The organism is Streptomyces sp. NPDC039424, from assembly GCF_055639495.1.
The window spans coordinates 512,559-526,866 of record NZ_JBVKAI010000002.1; the positions used below are offsets into that span (position 1 = coordinate 512,559).

12 protein-coding genes are annotated in these 14,308 nt (G+C 72.9%); 5 read left to right on the plus strand and 7 right to left on the minus strand.

The features are described 5' to 3' along the window. Positions 1–11 precede the first annotated feature (11 nt). The 3 genes from ACZ7L0_RS07195 to ACZ7L0_RS07205 are packed head-to-tail and all read left to right on the plus strand — an operon-like array spanning position 12 to position 3,557. Positions 12–1,577, plus strand: a complete 1,566-nt coding sequence (locus ACZ7L0_RS07195; RefSeq protein WP_471241421.1) for a class I adenylate-forming enzyme family protein — start codon at positions 12–14, stop codon at positions 1,575–1,577. Continuing rightward, a complete protein-coding gene (locus tag ACZ7L0_RS07200; RefSeq protein ID WP_471241422.1) occupies positions 1,574–2,752 on the plus strand; it encodes an FAD-dependent monooxygenase in 1,179 nt (392 codons plus the stop codon). The genes ACZ7L0_RS07195 and ACZ7L0_RS07200 overlap by 4 nt, the downstream gene beginning before the upstream one ends. Before the next feature lie 13 nt (positions 2,753–2,765). Beyond that, positions 2,766–3,557 (plus strand): aminotransferase class IV, encoded by a 792-nt coding sequence (locus ACZ7L0_RS07205; protein WP_471241423.1) that lies wholly within the window; start codon positions 2,766–2,768, stop codon positions 3,555–3,557. Positions 3,558–3,633: 76 nt separating this feature from the next. On the opposite strand, the gene ACZ7L0_RS07210 is transcribed toward ACZ7L0_RS07205, so the two are convergent. After that, on the minus strand, positions 3,634–4,122 hold the full coding sequence (locus ACZ7L0_RS07210; protein WP_471241424.1) for a carboxymuconolactone decarboxylase family protein: 489 nt from the start codon (positions 4,120–4,122) through the stop codon (positions 3,634–3,636). Positions 4,123–4,181: 59 nt separating this feature from the next. Then, entirely contained in the window at positions 4,182–5,573 is a 1,392-nt protein-coding gene (gene pdxR, locus ACZ7L0_RS07215) for a MocR-like pyridoxine biosynthesis transcription factor PdxR (protein ID WP_471241425.1), read from the minus strand. 47 nt (positions 5,574–5,620) lie between these two features. Here pdxR and ACZ7L0_RS07220 point away from each other — a divergent pair, with 47 nt between their 5' ends. Both ACZ7L0_RS07220 and ACZ7L0_RS07225 read left to right on the plus strand, forming a co-directional pair. Further along, positions 5,621–6,118 carry a carboxymuconolactone decarboxylase family protein gene (locus ACZ7L0_RS07220; protein WP_471241426.1) on the plus strand — a complete coding sequence of 166 codons (498 nt, stop codon included), beginning with the start codon at positions 5,621–5,623 and terminating at the stop codon, positions 6,116–6,118. Between the two features lie 88 nt (positions 6,119–6,206). Next, entirely contained in the window at positions 6,207–6,926 is a 720-nt protein-coding gene (locus tag ACZ7L0_RS07225) for an isocitrate lyase/PEP mutase family protein (protein WP_471241427.1), read from the plus strand. A gap of 3 nt (positions 6,927–6,929) precedes the next feature. Here the strand turns inward: ACZ7L0_RS07225 and ACZ7L0_RS07230 are convergent, their stop codons facing one another. The 5 genes from ACZ7L0_RS07230 to ACZ7L0_RS07250 all read right to left on the minus strand — a co-directional run bounded on the left by ACZ7L0_RS07230 (position 6,930) and on the right by ACZ7L0_RS07250 (position 14,137). Next, complete coding sequence (locus tag ACZ7L0_RS07230) at positions 6,930–7,892, minus strand: ABC transporter substrate-binding protein (RefSeq protein WP_471241428.1); 963 nt, start codon at positions 7,890–7,892, stop codon at positions 6,930–6,932. Between the two features lies 1 nt (position 7,893). Continuing rightward, positions 7,894–9,831, minus strand: a complete 1,938-nt coding sequence (locus tag ACZ7L0_RS07235; RefSeq protein ID WP_471241429.1) for an ABC transporter permease — start codon at positions 9,829–9,831, stop codon at positions 7,894–7,896. Next, the gene (locus ACZ7L0_RS07240; protein WP_471241430.1) at positions 9,831–11,003 is read right to left on the minus strand and encodes a quaternary amine ABC transporter ATP-binding protein; all 1,173 of its coding nucleotides are present in this window, start codon (positions 11,001–11,003) and stop codon (positions 9,831–9,833) included. The genes ACZ7L0_RS07235 and ACZ7L0_RS07240 overlap by 1 nt, the downstream gene beginning before the upstream one ends. Beyond that, positions 11,000–12,532 carry a GMC family oxidoreductase gene (locus tag ACZ7L0_RS07245; RefSeq protein ID WP_471241431.1) on the minus strand — a complete coding sequence of 511 codons (1,533 nt, stop codon included), beginning with the start codon at positions 12,530–12,532 and terminating at the stop codon, positions 11,000–11,002. The genes ACZ7L0_RS07240 and ACZ7L0_RS07245 overlap by 4 nt, the downstream gene beginning before the upstream one ends. Positions 12,533–12,616: 84 nt before the next feature. Then, positions 12,617–14,137: an aldehyde dehydrogenase family protein gene (locus ACZ7L0_RS07250; protein ID WP_471241432.1), complete on the minus strand. Its 1,521-nt coding sequence runs from the start codon at positions 14,135–14,137 to the stop codon at positions 12,617–12,619. Positions 14,138–14,308 lie beyond the last annotated feature (171 nt).

Consider the following 14,308-nt stretch of genomic DNA (forward strand, 5'->3'; position numbering starts at 1 on the left):
GGAGCGGTCCCATGGCCCAGCAGCCTCTGCTCGCCGACCGCGGGTTCTATCTCGGCCCGGTGTTCCGGCAGGCGGCCGACCGTCACGGAGCCGTCTTCGTCACCCTGGACCGGCCGCTGGACGTCGCCCCCGGCCTAGGGACCGACCTCAGCTACGCGGCCCTGGCGGAGGTGGTCGAGGAGCTGTCCGGCCGGCTGTGGGAGGCCGGGGTACGGCCCTCGGAGCAGGTGGTCGTCCACAAGACGGACAACGTCGACATCGTGCTGCTCACCTGCGCCGTCTCCCGTATCGGCGCCGTCCCCGTGCTGCTCTCGCCGGGTCTGGCGGGTCCCGTCGTCGGACAGCTGCTCGAACGGCTGCGGCGACCCTGGCTGATCACCGACCGGGCGAAGCTGGACGGTCCGCTGCGGGACGTGGACCTGTCCGGGCTCGTACGGCGGACGCTGTCCGTGGACGACGCGCCGGGAGCCGAGCCGCTGGAGAAGTACGCCGGCGCCGAACCGCCCGCCCCCGTGCGGCTGCACCCCCGTGAACCCGCCCTCATCACCCACAGCTCGGGCACCACCGGCGTGCCCAAGCTCGCCGTGCACTGCGCGAACACCATGTGGAACCGGCTCGTACCGCAGAAGGCGATGGGCTGGCCCACCCGCGGGGAGACCGCGGCGCTGCACATGTCCTTCGTGCACTCGCGCTTCTACCATCTGCTCGGCGTGCTGCTGCACTTCGGCAGCCCGCTCGTGCTGATCACCGACCCGGATCCGGCGACGGTGGGACCGCTGCTGGCACGGCACCGGCCCGGCATCGTCGAGACCCACCCCAACACGTTCGTGCTGTGGGAGGAGCTGGCCGACGCGCCCGGCGCCCCGCTGTCCCGGGTCAAGTCGTACGGCTCCACGTTCGACGCCATCCATCCGCGCACGGTACGGCGGCTGCTGGGCGCCTCCGGACGGCGTACGCCCTGGCTGATCCAGCTGTACGGGCAGAGCGAGACGGGCCCGGTCGCCTTCCAGTGGTTCACCCGGCGCAGCGCCGCCCGGGCGGACGGCCGCCGGGTCGGCACCGGGATACCGGGCTTCACCCGGGTCCGCGTCACCGACGCCCACGGCAGGCGGGCCGCGCCCGGCACGCCCGGCCGGATCGAGGCCCGCACCAGGGGCCGCATCCTCACCTACCTCGGCGCCCGGGAGCAGTACGAGCGCCAGCTCGACGGCGGGTGGTGGCAGATGGGCGACATGGGGTACCGCAGCCGCCTGGGCGCGCTGCACCTGATCGACCGCGAGGTCGACCAGCTCGACGCCGTGCACAGCAATCTGGAGGTCGAGGACACCCTGATGGACCGTCTGGAGGAGCTGCGCGAGGTGGTCATCGTGGCCGGCGCGGACCGGGAGCCGGTGCCGGTGGTGTGCGTCCGGGACGAGCGGCCCCTGGACCCGGAGCGCTGGCGGGAGGCCACGGCCGATCTGCCCGCGATGGCCGAGCCCCGGCAGTGGCGGTTCGAGGAGCTGCCGATGACGGCCACGTGGAAGGTGAAGCGGGTGGAGATCACCCGCATGCTGGCCGAGGGCGCCCGCGCGTGAACCCGGTCGTGGTGGTGGGCGCCGGTCCCGTGGGCCTGTCGGCGGCGCTGGGGCTCAGGGCGCACGGGCTGCCGGTCGTCCTGCTGGAGGCGGACCCGCAGGACCGGGAACGGCCCGGCAGCCGGGCCCTGTTCGTGCACCGGGAGACCCTCGCCCTGCTCGACGCGATGCGACCGGGGCTCGCCGCCGAGATCACGGCGTACGGGCGGACCTGGCAGACGAAGCGGACCCTCTACCGGGGGCGTGAGGTGTACTCGCGCACCTTCCCGCCGCCCTCGGGACCGCCGCCCTTCACCAGCCTGCGCCAGGTGGACACCGAACGCTTCCTGCGGGCCGCCTGTGTGCGGGCCGGGGTGGAGTTCGTGTGGGACGCCCGGGTCGCCGGCGTGCGCGTCTCGGAGACCGGGGTCACCCTCACCGGTGAGGACGGGCGGGTGTGGACCGGCGGGTACGCCGTGGCCGCCGACGGCGCCCGCTCCGTCCTCAGGCGCGAACTGGGCATCGCCATGGAGGGCGTGCACGGCGAGGGCTTCCATGTCGTCGTGGACGTCGCCGACGTACCGGGCGCCGAGCTGCCGCTGGAGCGGGTCTTCCACTACGAGCATCCGGGGGTCGGCGGGCGCAGCGTGATGCGGGTGCCGTTCACCGGGGGCTTCCAGGTCGACCTGCAGTGCCGGGACGACGACGCGCGGGAGGAGTTCGGCACCGAGGAGGCCGTACGGCGGTGGCTGCCCGCGGTCGTCGGGGAGGGGTACGCCGAGCGGATCCTGTGGGTGTCGACGTACCGCTTCCTGCGCAAGGTCGCGGCCTCCTTCACGGATCCGCACCGGCGGGTGCTGCTCGTCGGCGAGGCGGCGCATCTCTTTCCGCCGTTCGGCGCGCGCGGCATGAACAGCGGTATCGCCGACGCGGCGGCGGCAGCGGCGGCCATCGCCGCGGGGACGGCTGAGGCGGTCGAGGACTTCGCCGAGGTCCGGCGGGCGGCGGGCCTGTTCAACAGTGCCGCCGCCGGGACCGCGCTGGACCATCTGCGGCCCCGACGCCGGATCGTGCGGGCCAAGCAGCGCGCGGCGGCGGTCCTGTCGCCCGTGCTGCCGTGGTGCGGATCCTGGCTGGAGCACGCACCCTACGGACCCCGCAACGGGGCGCCCGCCGTCGCGGGCCGCAAGTACTGAGGAAGGAGCGCCAGTGACACGACCGGCGATCGCGGAGGGCCTGTCGACCTGGACGTCCCGTCGTGGGCTGACGCCGGGTCCGGCGGCCGACGGGCGGCTGCTCGTCGCGGACTCCTGGCTGGTGCGCGACGGCCGGGTGCGCGGCCTCGGCCGGCACCGGGAGCGTTTCCTGCGGGCCTGCGGCGAGTGCGGCGGGCCGCCCCTGCGTCAGCTGCTGGACTTCTGGCGGGACATGACGGCCGCGCTGCCGCACACGGGCGAGTGGTTTCCCCGGGTGGAACTCGCGGCGGGCTCCGGGGAGTTGCGGCTGCTGGTGCGGCCCGCCCCGCCCCTCGGCAGCGAGATCCGGGTCTGGGCCGCGGGTCAGGCCGATCCGCGGACCGTCCCCCGCCGCAAGGGCCCGGACCTGGACACCCTGGCCCGGATCCGCCGGCGGGCGTCCGGCGAGGGCGCCGAGGAGGCGGTGCTGGTGACGCCGGCCGGTGTGGTGCTGGAGGCGGCCACCGCCAGCGTGCTGTGGTGGGAGGACGACACCCTGTGCCTGCCCTCGCCGCAGCTGCCCGTCCTGCCCGGGGTGACCGTCGGTCTGATCCAGGAACGGGCCCTGCGCTCCGGCATCCGGGTCGCCCACCGCGAGCGGACCGTGGCCGAGCTGGAGGGCCATGAGGTGTGGCTGGTCAACGCGCTGCACGGAATCCGGCCCGTGACGGGGTGGACGGGACGGCCGATGCGGGCGGCTCCGGCGGTGCGCGCGCCGGAATGGCGGCAGTGGCTGGACGACATCTTGGAGCCGCTTCCGGAGTAATGGAACCAGCCGTTGGAAAACGGCGCCGGATCGAATTTATTTCGACCCGGCGCCGTTTTCCGCTGCCCGAATTCAGTTAGTTCTTCTTGGCCGGCTGATAAGCCCCGGGAACCATCCGCGTGGCGATCGCGATCCGGTTGTAGGCGTTGATGACGGTGGCCGCCCAGATCAGCGCCGCGAGCTGCCCCTCGTCGAAGACCCCGGCGGCCTCGGCGTAGACCTCGTCCGGGACGTGGCCGTCGTCGACCAGGGTCACGGCCTCGGTCAACGCCAGTGCGGCGCGCTCGCGTTCGGTGAAGAACGGGGTCTCCCGCCAGGCGTTCAGGGCGTAGATCCGCTGCTCGGTCTCGCCCTGGGCGCGGGCGTCCTTGGTGTGCATGTCGAGGCAGAACGCGCAGCCGTTGATCTGCGAGGCGCGGATCCTGATCAGTTCCAGGAGTTCGGGCTCGACCTTGGCGTCCTGGGCCGCGGAAACGGCGGCGCCGTGCAGGGAACCCATGGCCGCGGACACGTCGGGGGTTATTTTCTTCAGGGCCACGCGGGCTATGGAATCGCTTGTGCTCATGGGGTGACTCTATCCCGCCGAAATGAAATACGGCGACGAGAGAACAGAAAAAGGCGCGATTATTCGGGCAGCGCCGCGCACAACGCGTCCAGCGCCCCCGCCCAAGCGTGGTCCGGCGGTGTCCCGTACCCCACGACCAGGGCGTCGCGCCGCTCGGCGGTCGACTCGGGGTGCCGGTAGCGGTGCAGGCCGTGCACCGCCAGCCCGTGCCAGGCCGCCGCCCGCAGCGCCGCCTGCTCGGTGCCCGGCGGGAGCCGCAGCACCACGTGCAGGCCCGCCGCGATGCCGGTGGCGTGCACCGACGGGGCCCTGCGCGCGAGCTCGGCCACCAGGGCGTCCCGGCGGCGCCGGTAGCGCAGCCGGGACGAGCGGACGTGGCGGTCGTAGGCGCCGGAGGTGAGGAACTCGGCGAGGGTCAGCTGGTCCAGTACCCCGCAGGTGTCGATGCGGCCCTTGGCCGCCGTGACCTCCGCCGCCAGCGCCGGCGGCAGCACCATCCAGGCCAGCCGGATGCCGGGCGCGAGGGACTTGCTGGCGGTACCCAGGTAGACGACGTGGTCGGGGTCGAGTCCCTGGAGGGCGCCGACCGGCTGGCGGTCGTAGCGGAACTCTCCGTCGTAGTCGTCCTCCAGGACCAGCCCGCCGGTGCGCCGCGCCCAGTCCACGACGGCCGCCCGCCGGTCGGGGTGCAGCGTCCCGCCCATCGGGAACTGGTGGGCGGGGGTGAGCAGCACGGCCCGGGCGGCGGACAACTCGCGGGTGTCGGTGCCCAGTTCGTCGTAGGGCAGGGGGCGGGTGGTCAGTCCCGCGTCGGTCAGCAGCTGCCAGTGGACGTCGAGCCCGTACGACTCCACCGCCACCGTCCGTACGCCGCGGGCCCGCAGCACCCTGCCGAGGATCCGCAGCCCGTGCGAGAAGCCGGCGCAGACGACGATGGCGTCGGGGTCGGCGCGTACGCCCCGGGAGCGGGAGAGGTAGCCGGCGAGGGCGGTGCGCAGCTCGGGGCGGCCCCGCGCGTCGCCGTAGTCGAGGGCGTGGCTGGGGGCGGCGGTCAGGGCGCGGCGGGCGGCCTTGAGCCACTCGGCGCGGGGGAAGGCGGCGAGGTCGGGGCTGCCGGGGATGAGGTTGTAGGCCGGCCGGCGGGGTTCTCGGCGGCGGGGTGCCGTCCCGGCCGGCGGGATCACCGCCCGCTCCCCGACCCGCGTGCCCGAGCCCTGCCGGGCGGTGAGCCAGCCCTCGGCGACCAGATCGGCGTAGGCCTCGGCGACCGTGTTGCGGGCGATGCCCAGGTCGGCGGCGAGGGTGCGGGAGGAGGGCAGCCGGGTGCCGGGGGCGAGGCGGCCGGTGCGGACGGCGTCCCGCAGGGCGTCGGTCAGGCCCCGGCGCAGTCCGCCCGAGCCGGTCGGTTCCAGGTGCAGGTCGACGCCCAAAGTGGCCCAGGTTTTCGCCATGGAAATGGACCATACCCCTGGGCTGCCTCGCTCCTAGGGTCGAGGACATGACCACAGAGGAAACCGTCGAGTACGCACCCGAAAAAGCCCCCCGCCTCAACTGGGCCCAGCAGGCCCCCGAGGTCTACAAGGCGATGCTCCGGCTGGAGACCGCCGCCAGGCGGGGCCTGGATCCCGCGCTGTACGAGCTGGTGAAGATCCGCGCCTCGCAGATCAACCACTGCGCGTTCTGCCTCGACATGCACACCAAGGACGCCCTCGCGGCCGGCGAGACCGTCGAGCGGATCGTGCAGCTCAGCGCGTGGGAGGAGTCGCGGCACTTCTACACGGAGAAGGAGCTGGCGGCGATCGAGCTGACCGAGGCGGTCACCGTCCTGACGGACGGCTTCGTGCCGGACGAGGTGTACGAGAAGGCCGCCAAGCACTTCGAGGAGGCCGAGCTGGCCCAGCTGATCGCCGCGATCACGGCGATCAACGCGTGGAACCGGTTCGGGGTGACCACCCGGATGGCCCCGGGGCACTACGAGCCGGGGCAATACAAGTGAGCGGTACGCCGGCGCTGACCGAGGCGGTGACCGTCCTGACGGAGGGATCCGTTCCCGGCCGTCGCGTCCCGCCGGGGGGTTACCAGCCGTGAGCAGGGTCGATGTCTTTCGCGCGCTGCATCTCAAGCGCGCCCAGGGTGACCCCCTCGTCCTGCCCGGCCCCTGGGACGCGGCGAGTGCGCGGGTGTTCGAGGAGGCCGGGTTTCCGGCGCTCGCCACGCCCAGCGCGGGGGTCGCCGCGTCCCTCGGGTACGCGGACGGGGAGGTCCCGGCCGACGAGATGTTCGCTGCGGTGGCGCGCATCGCGGGGTCGGTGGACGTACCGGTGTCGGCCGACGTCGAGGGCGGGTACGGGCTCGCGCCGAAGGAGCTGGTGGAGCGGCTGCTGGAGGCGGGCGTCGTGGGCTGCAACCTTGAGGACTCCGACGGGGGTGTCCTCAAGGATCCGCGTGAGCACGCCGACTGGCTGGCCGAGGTGCGCTCGGCCGCCGCGGACCGGCTGTTCGTGAACGCCCGCATCGACACCTTCGCGTGCGGGGTCACCGATCCCGGGCGGGCCATCGAGCGGGCCGCGCTGTACGTCGCCGCGGGCGCCGACTGCGTCTACCCGATCGGCGCCCCGGCCGCCCTGCTGCCGCTGCTGCGGTCCGGGATCCAGGGGCCGGTCAACATGGGGGCCCGGCTGGACGGCGAGGGCCCCTCGCCCGCCGAACTCGGCGAACTCGGGGCCACTCGGATCACCTTCGGGCCGGAACTCCAGCGGCGGTCCGCGCGGGCGCTGCGGGAGATCGCGGACGGGTTGCGGTAGGACTCAGGACAGCCACGCCTTCCAGGTGGACGCGTGGCTGTCCACCCACTTCTTCGCCGCCTCCTCGGGGGTCAGCTTCTGGTCGGCGATCATCAGGGAGACCTCGTTCTGGTCCTCGGTGGTCCACTTGAACTTCTTCAGGAAGGCCGCCGCCCGGCCGCCGGACTTGGAGAAGTCCGCGTTGAGGTACTTCTGCAGCGGGGTGTGCGGGTAGGCGCAGGCCACCTTGGCCGGGTCCGCGTCGCAGCCGTCCTTGTACGGCGGCAGCTTCACCTCCGTCATCGGGACCTTCTTGAACAGCCACTGGGGGGAGTACCAGTAGGTGAGGAAGGGCTTCTTCTCCTTGGCGAACTGCCTCATCTGGGTGATCTGGGCGGCCTCCGAACCGGCGAAGACCACCTGGTAGTCCAGCTTCAGGTTCTTCACCAGCGCCTTGTCGTTGGTGACGTACGACGGGGAGCCGTCGAGGAGCTGGCCCTTTCCGCCGCTCTCCGCGGTGCGGAAGAGGGAGGAGTACTTGTTGAGGTTCTTCCAGTTCGTGATGTCCGGGTGCTGCTTGGCGAGGTAGGTCGGCACGAACCAGCCGATGTGCCCGGTCACCCCGAGGTCGCCGCCGCGCACGATGGTCTTCTTGTCGTCGACGTACCGCTTCTCCTGGTCGGGGTGGCCCCAGTCCTCCAGGATCGCGTCGACCCGGCCCTGGCTGAGCGCGTCCCAGGCGGGGACCTCGTCGACCTGGACGGTGTCCACCCGGTAGCCGAGCTTGTGTTCCAGCAGGTACTGGGCGACGGCCTCGTTGGACTGGGCGCCGACCCAGGACTGGACGGACAGGGTGACCGTCTTCGAGCCTTGCGCGTTGGCGAACGGCGAGGCCTGTTTGGTCATGTCGGCGGCGCCGCAGCCGGTGAGCAGCGACAAGGCCGCGGCGGAGGAGGCGATCAGTGCCGTCCCGCGGTTGAGCTTCATGTCACGCTCCCTTCGTCGCGCGCCGTTCGGTGGGCTGGGTCACCCGGTCCAGGACCAGGCCGAGGCAGACGATCGCCGCGCCCGCCACCAGGCCGGTCGCCAGGTCGCCCTGGGCGAGGCCGAAGGTCACGTTGTAGCCGAGGGCGCCGCCGCCGACCAGTCCGCCGATGATGACGACGGCCAGGACCAGGACCACGCCCTGGTTGACGGCGAGCAGCAGCGACCGGCGGGCGAGCGGCAGCTGCACCTGCCAGAGCTGCTGGCGGCCGGTGGCGCCGAGCGAGCGGGCCGACTCCAGCGCGGCCGGGTCGACCTGGCGCAGGCCCTGCGCGGTGATCCGGACGACGGCCGGGAGGGCGTAGACGACGGCCGCGGCGACGGCGGGGGCGCGGCCGACGCCGAACAGGGCGACGACCGGGATCAGGTACACGAACTGCGGCATCGTCTGGAAGACGTCCAGGACCGGGCGCAGCGCCCGTTCGACGCGGTCGCTGCGGGCGGCGGCGATACCGGTCGCGAAGCCCAGTACGAGGGTGACGGCGACGGCCGCGAGCACCTGCGAGAGCGTGTCCAGGGACGGCTCCCACACCCCGAGCACGCCGATCGCGGCCATCGCGAGGACGGCGGTCAGGGCGGTGCGCCAGGTGCCGATCACCCAGGCCAGCGCGGCGACGATGAGCAGTACCGACCACCAGGGCAGCCACTGCAGGCCGTCGCGGAGCGGGTCGAGGACCCAGGTGGTGAAGTGCCCGGCCCAGTCGGCGGTGCCGCCGATGTAGGGGACGCCGGAGTAGAGGTGGGCGGTCATCCAGTCGACGGCGCGGTTGACCGGTTCGGCGATGTTCAGGGTCCAGGCGCCGGGCCAGTCGAGGCGGCCCAGGAGCCGGGCGGCCAGCGCGACGGCCACGGTGACGGCCAGCGCGTACGGAAAGCCGATGGTGCGGGGGTGGGAGGTGCCGTCCCCGGCCGCGCAGGTGACCCGGTCCAGGATGACGGCGAGCAGCACGATCGGGATGCCGGCCGCGAGGGCCGCGCCCACGTCGACGGAGGCGAGCGCCTGGTAGACGCGGTCGCCGAGGCCGCCGGCGCCGATGACGGAGGCGATGACCGCCATGGACAGCGCCATCATGATCGTCTGGTTGAGGCCGAGCAGGAGTTCCTTGCGGGCGAGCGGGATGCGGGCGGTCAGCAGGCGCTGGCGGGCCGTGGCGCCCAGCGACTCCACCGCCTCCAGCACCTCGGGGTCGGCGCCGCGCAGGCCGAGCGAGGTGAGGCGGGCCATGGGCGGGGCGGCGTAGACGACCGTGGCGAGGACGGCGGCCGGGACGCCGATGCCGAAGACCAGGACGACCGGGAGCAGGTAGGCGAAGGCCGGGAGCACCTGCATGGTGTCCAGGACCGGGCGCAGGGCGCGGTCCAGGCGGTCGGAGAGCCCGGCGCCCAGGCCGAGCAGGAAGCCGACCACCACGGAGGCCAGGACGGCGACCACCATCAGCGCGAGGGTCTGCATGGTGGGCACCCACATGCCGAGCAGGCCGCAGGCGAGGAACGCGGCGGCCGTGCCCAGGGCCAGACGGACCCCGGCGACCCGCCAGGCGACGAGCGCGCCGAACGCGGTGACACCCGCCCAGCCGGCGGCGAGCAGAGTGAGGTAGACGGCGCGTACGGAGAGCACGACCGCGTTGCTGATGTAGCCGAAGAAGTACAGGAACAGCGGGTGGCTGTCCCGGTTGTCGATGACCCAGTCGCTGGCGCTGCCGAGCGGCTTGGTCAGGTCGACGGTCAGTGCCTGCGGCCATGCGGCGCCCGGCCAGCGGGAGTTGGCCAGGGGGACGAGGACCGCCGCCACGAGGGCGAGCAGGAGGAGCTTGCGGGCGGCGCGGTTGTTGAGGACGCCGGGGAGGGCGAGACGGGGGGCGCTCGCGGTCACGGTGGCCATCACACGGCCTCCGCGTTCTTGGTACTCGCGGGCGGGGCCGCCTGCCGGCGCTGCGGGAGCGCCGCCTTCTTCGGGAGGGGGGTGGCTCCGTCGGCACGACCGCCGGTGGCCGTGTCGGCGCCGGCCACGACCCCGAGCAGCGTGTCCGAGTCCACGACGCCGACGCACCGCCCCTGGTCCACCACGCACGCCGCCCGGCCGGCCTCCGCCACGACCTTGATCGCGTCGGCGACGACCGCGTTCGGCGGGAGGGCGCCCGGGTGGTCGGGGCCGCCGCAGTCGCCGGGGCGCATGGCCGTACGGACCGTCATGACCTGCTCGCGCGGCACGTCCCGGACGAACTCGCGGACGTAGTCGTCGGCGGGGGAACCGACGATCTCCTCCGGGGTGCCGATCTGGACCACGCGGCCGTCGCGCATGAGGGCGATGCGGTCGCCGAGCTTGAGGGCCTCGGTGAGGTCGTGGGTGATGAAGACCATCGTGCGGCCCTCCTCGTGGTGCAGGCGGACCACCTCGTCCTGCATGTCCCGCCGGATCAGCGGGTCGAGGGCGCTGAACGGCTCGTCGAAGAGCAGCACCTCGGGGTCGACGGCGAGCGCGCGGGCGAGGCCGACGCGCTGGCGCTGGCCGCCGGAGAGCTGGCCGGGCCGACGCTTCTCCATGCCCTCCAGGCCGACCTTGGCGACGACCTCCTTGGCCCGCGCCCGGCGCTCGGACCGGCCGACGCCCTGGATCTCCAGGCCGTAGGCGACGTTGTCGAGGACCGTGCGGTGCGGGAGCAGGCCGAAGTGCTGGAAGACCATGGCGGCCCGGTGGCGGCGCAGTTCGCGCAGTCGGCCGCGGTCCATCGCGCGGACGTCCTCGCCGTCGATGGCGATGGTGCCCGCGGTGGGTTCGATCAGCCGGGTCAGGCAGCGCACCAGCGTGGACTTGCCGGAGCCGGACAGGCCCATGACGACGAAGACCTCGCCCTTGCGGACGTCGAAGGAGACATCGCGGACGGCGGCCGTACAGCCGGTGCGCGAGCGCAGCTCGGCGGCGGGGAGGCCGGTCAGCTCCGGGTCGGCCGGGACGCGGTCGGCCTTCGGGCCGAACACCTTCCACAGGCCGTCCACCGAGAAGACGGGGGCGTTGGTGGTGGGCGGTTTGCGCGTGGCGGGCGTGATGGTCATCGCGCACCACCTCCGATCAGGTCGACGGCTTTCTCACCGACCATCAGCACCCCGATCATGGGGTTGACGGCGGTCATGGTCGGGAACACGGACGCGTCCGCGATGCGGATGCCGTCCAGACCGCGGATCCTCAGCTCCGGGTCCACGACGGCGAGTTCGTCGTCGACGGCGCCCATGCGGCAGGTGCCCGCGGGGTGGTACACGGTGTGCGCGACCTTGCGCGCGTACTCGCTCAGTTCGTCGTCACCGACGACCTCCGGGCCCGGGCACACCTCGCGCTTGAGCCAGCCCGCCAGCGGTTCGGTCTTCGCGATCTCGCGGGCGGTGCGGATGCCGTCGACGAGGGTGCGGGCGTCGTAGTCCTCGTCGTCGGTGAAGTAGCGGAAGTCCAGGGCGGGCTTGACCGAGGGGTCGGCGCTGGTCAGGTACAGGCGCCCGCGGCTCTTCGGCTTGGGGATGTTGGGGGTCATCGAGACGCCGTACGGCGGGCGTTCGTAGCCCAGCCGCTCCGGGTTGTCCGTGAACGGGATCTGGTAGAAGTGGAACATCAGGTCGGGGCCCGGGTGTTCGGGGTCGCGGCGCACGAACAGGCCCGCGTCGGAGTCCATCGCGGAGTTCTCGGGGATCGGGCCGTGGGTCTCCCAGACGATCACCGACTCGGGGTGGTCCAGCAGGTTCTCGCCGACGCCGGGCAGGTCGCGGACGACCGGAATGCCGAGCCGCTCCAGGTCGGCCTTGGGGCCGATGCCGGAGTGCAGCAGCAGGCGGGGCGAGTCGACCGCGCCCGCGCACAGCAGGACCTCGGTGCGGGCCCGCACGAGGATCTCCTCGCCGTCCTTGGTGCGTACGTGCACGCCCTCGGCGCGGTTGCCGTCCAACTCCAGCTTGTACGCCCAGGTCTCCAGCAGGATCGTCAGGTTGGGGCGTTCGTCCATCACCGGGTGGAGGTAGGCCACCGAGGCGCTGGAGCGCTTGTTGTCCTCGGGGTGGTAGGCGAGGTCGAAGAAGCCGACGCCCTCGGTGAACGGCTTGCGATTGAAGCCCTCGACCCTGGGTACCCCGAGTGCGGACCGGGCGGCGTCGACGAAGTCGCGGGCGATGGCGTTCCGGTCCTTCTCGTCGACCGGGACGATGTTGTTGAGGAGGCGGGCGTAGTAGGCCTCCATGGGGACGGCGCCCCAGCCCTTGGCGCCGGCCGCCTCCCACTCGTCCCAGTCGGAGGGCAGGGGCTTGAAGGCGATGAGGGTGTTGTGGGAGGAGCAGCCGCCCAGGACGCGGGCGCGGCTGTGCCGGATGTGGGAGTTGCCGCGTGGCTGTTCGGTGGTGGGGTAGTCGTAGTCGAGGTCGCCGCCGAGCAGGCCCATCCAGCGGCGCAGGGTGAGGACGTCGTCGCGGCCGACGTCGCTCGGGCCGCCCTCGATGACGGCGACGGTGACGTCCGGGTTCTCGGTGAGGCGGGAGGCGATCACGGAGCCTGCCGTGCCGCCTCCGATGACGACATAGTCGTAGACGTGGGGACTCTCGGACATGGGGGGCTCACTCCAGGTGGGGGACGCTCGGGGAGTCGGGGAGGGAGGGGGAAGCGGCGCGGGCGGCCGTGACGGGCGGGGAGGTCAGCCGGCGAACCAGCGCACCGGCTTCGGCGCCAGGTTCTGGTAGAGGTGCTTGGTCTCGCGGTACTCGGCGAGCCCGGCGGGCCCGAGTTCGCGCCCCACACCGCTCTTGCCGAAGCCGCCCCACTCCGCCTGCGGCAGGTAGGGGTGGAAGTCGTTGATCCAGACGGTGCCGTGCCGCAGCCGTCCGGCGACGCGCCGGGCGCGGCCCGCGTCGCTGGTCCAGACACCGCCCGCGAGACCGTACTCGGTGTCGTTGGCGAGGAGGACCGCCTCGTCCTCCGTGCGGAAGGTCTCGACGGTGAGGACCGGCCCGAAGACCTCCTCGCGGACGACCCGCATCTCGCGGTGGCAGCGGTCGAGGACGGTCGGCTCGTAGAAGTAGCCGGACTCCGGCCGGACGTCGCTGGGCCGGGGGCGCTTGCCGCCGCAGCGCAGCACCGCGCCCTCCGAGAGGGCCGACTCGACGTACGCCTCCACCTTGGCGCGCTGCTGCTCGGAGACGAGCGGGCCGCACTCCACGCCGTCCTCGGTGCCCCGGCCGAGGCGGATCCGCTCGGCGCGGCGGGCCAGTTCGGCGACGAACCGGTCCCGGACGGATGCCTCGACGATGAGGCGGGCGCCCGCCGAGCAGACCTGGCCGCTGTGGATGAAGGCGGCGTTGAGGGCCTGGTCGACGGCGGTGTCGAAGCCCTCCTCGGTGGCGCAGGCGTCGGCGAAGACGACGTTGGGGTTCTTGCCGCCGAGTTCGAGGGCCACCTTCTTGACGGTCGGGGCGGCGGCCTGGGCGACCTTGGTGCCGCTGACCAGGCCGCCGGTGAAGGAGACCAGGTCGACATCGGGGTGCTCGGCGAGGCGGGCGCCGACCGTGTGGCCGGGGCCGGTGACGATGTTGGCCGCGCCGGCCGGGAGCCCGGCCTCGGCCAGCAGCTCGATCAGCGCGATGGTGGTCAGCGGGGTTATCTCGCTGGGCTTGACGACGAAGGTGTTGCCCGCCGCGAGCGCCGGGGCGATCTTCCAACTGGCCTGGAGGAGGGGGTAGTTCCAGGGGGTGATCAGCGCGCACACGCCGACGGGCTCGTGCACGACGACGCTGTGGATGTCGGGGGAGCCCGCGTCGACGACCCGGCCGGGGGCCTCGGCGGCCACGAGGTCGGCGAAGTAGCGGAAGGCGTCGGCGACGCACGTGATGTCGACGCGGCCCTCCTCGACGGTCTTGCCCGCGTCCCGGCTCTCCAGCAGCCCGAGCTTCTCCCGGTCGCGCACCAGGAGGTCGGCCGTCCGGCGCAGCACGGCCGCGCGTTCGGCGGCCGGCGTGCGCGGCCACTCGCCCGTGTCGAAGGCACGGCGGGCGGCGGCCACCGCCAGTTCCGCGTCCTTCTCGTCACCCTCCGCGACCACGGCGAAGGGCAGGGCGTCGGCGGGGTCGAGGATCTCGCGCGTCGCGCCGGAGACCGCTTCCAGCCACTCCCCTCCCGCGTGGATGGTCGCCTCTGCCGGTCGTACGGTTCTGTCCGCCATGATCGCCGTTGCCTTCCGTTCCTGTTCAGCTCCCGTGCGTCACACACGTGTCACTCTCGGGGACCGTGTCCGCCTGCCCCGGGCCTCCGATTGCATGCGCAATCGGTGGCCGAAAGTGCTCTGCATCACTGAGGATCCGGACAAAGAAGGACAAATCAGGGCACGTTTGGG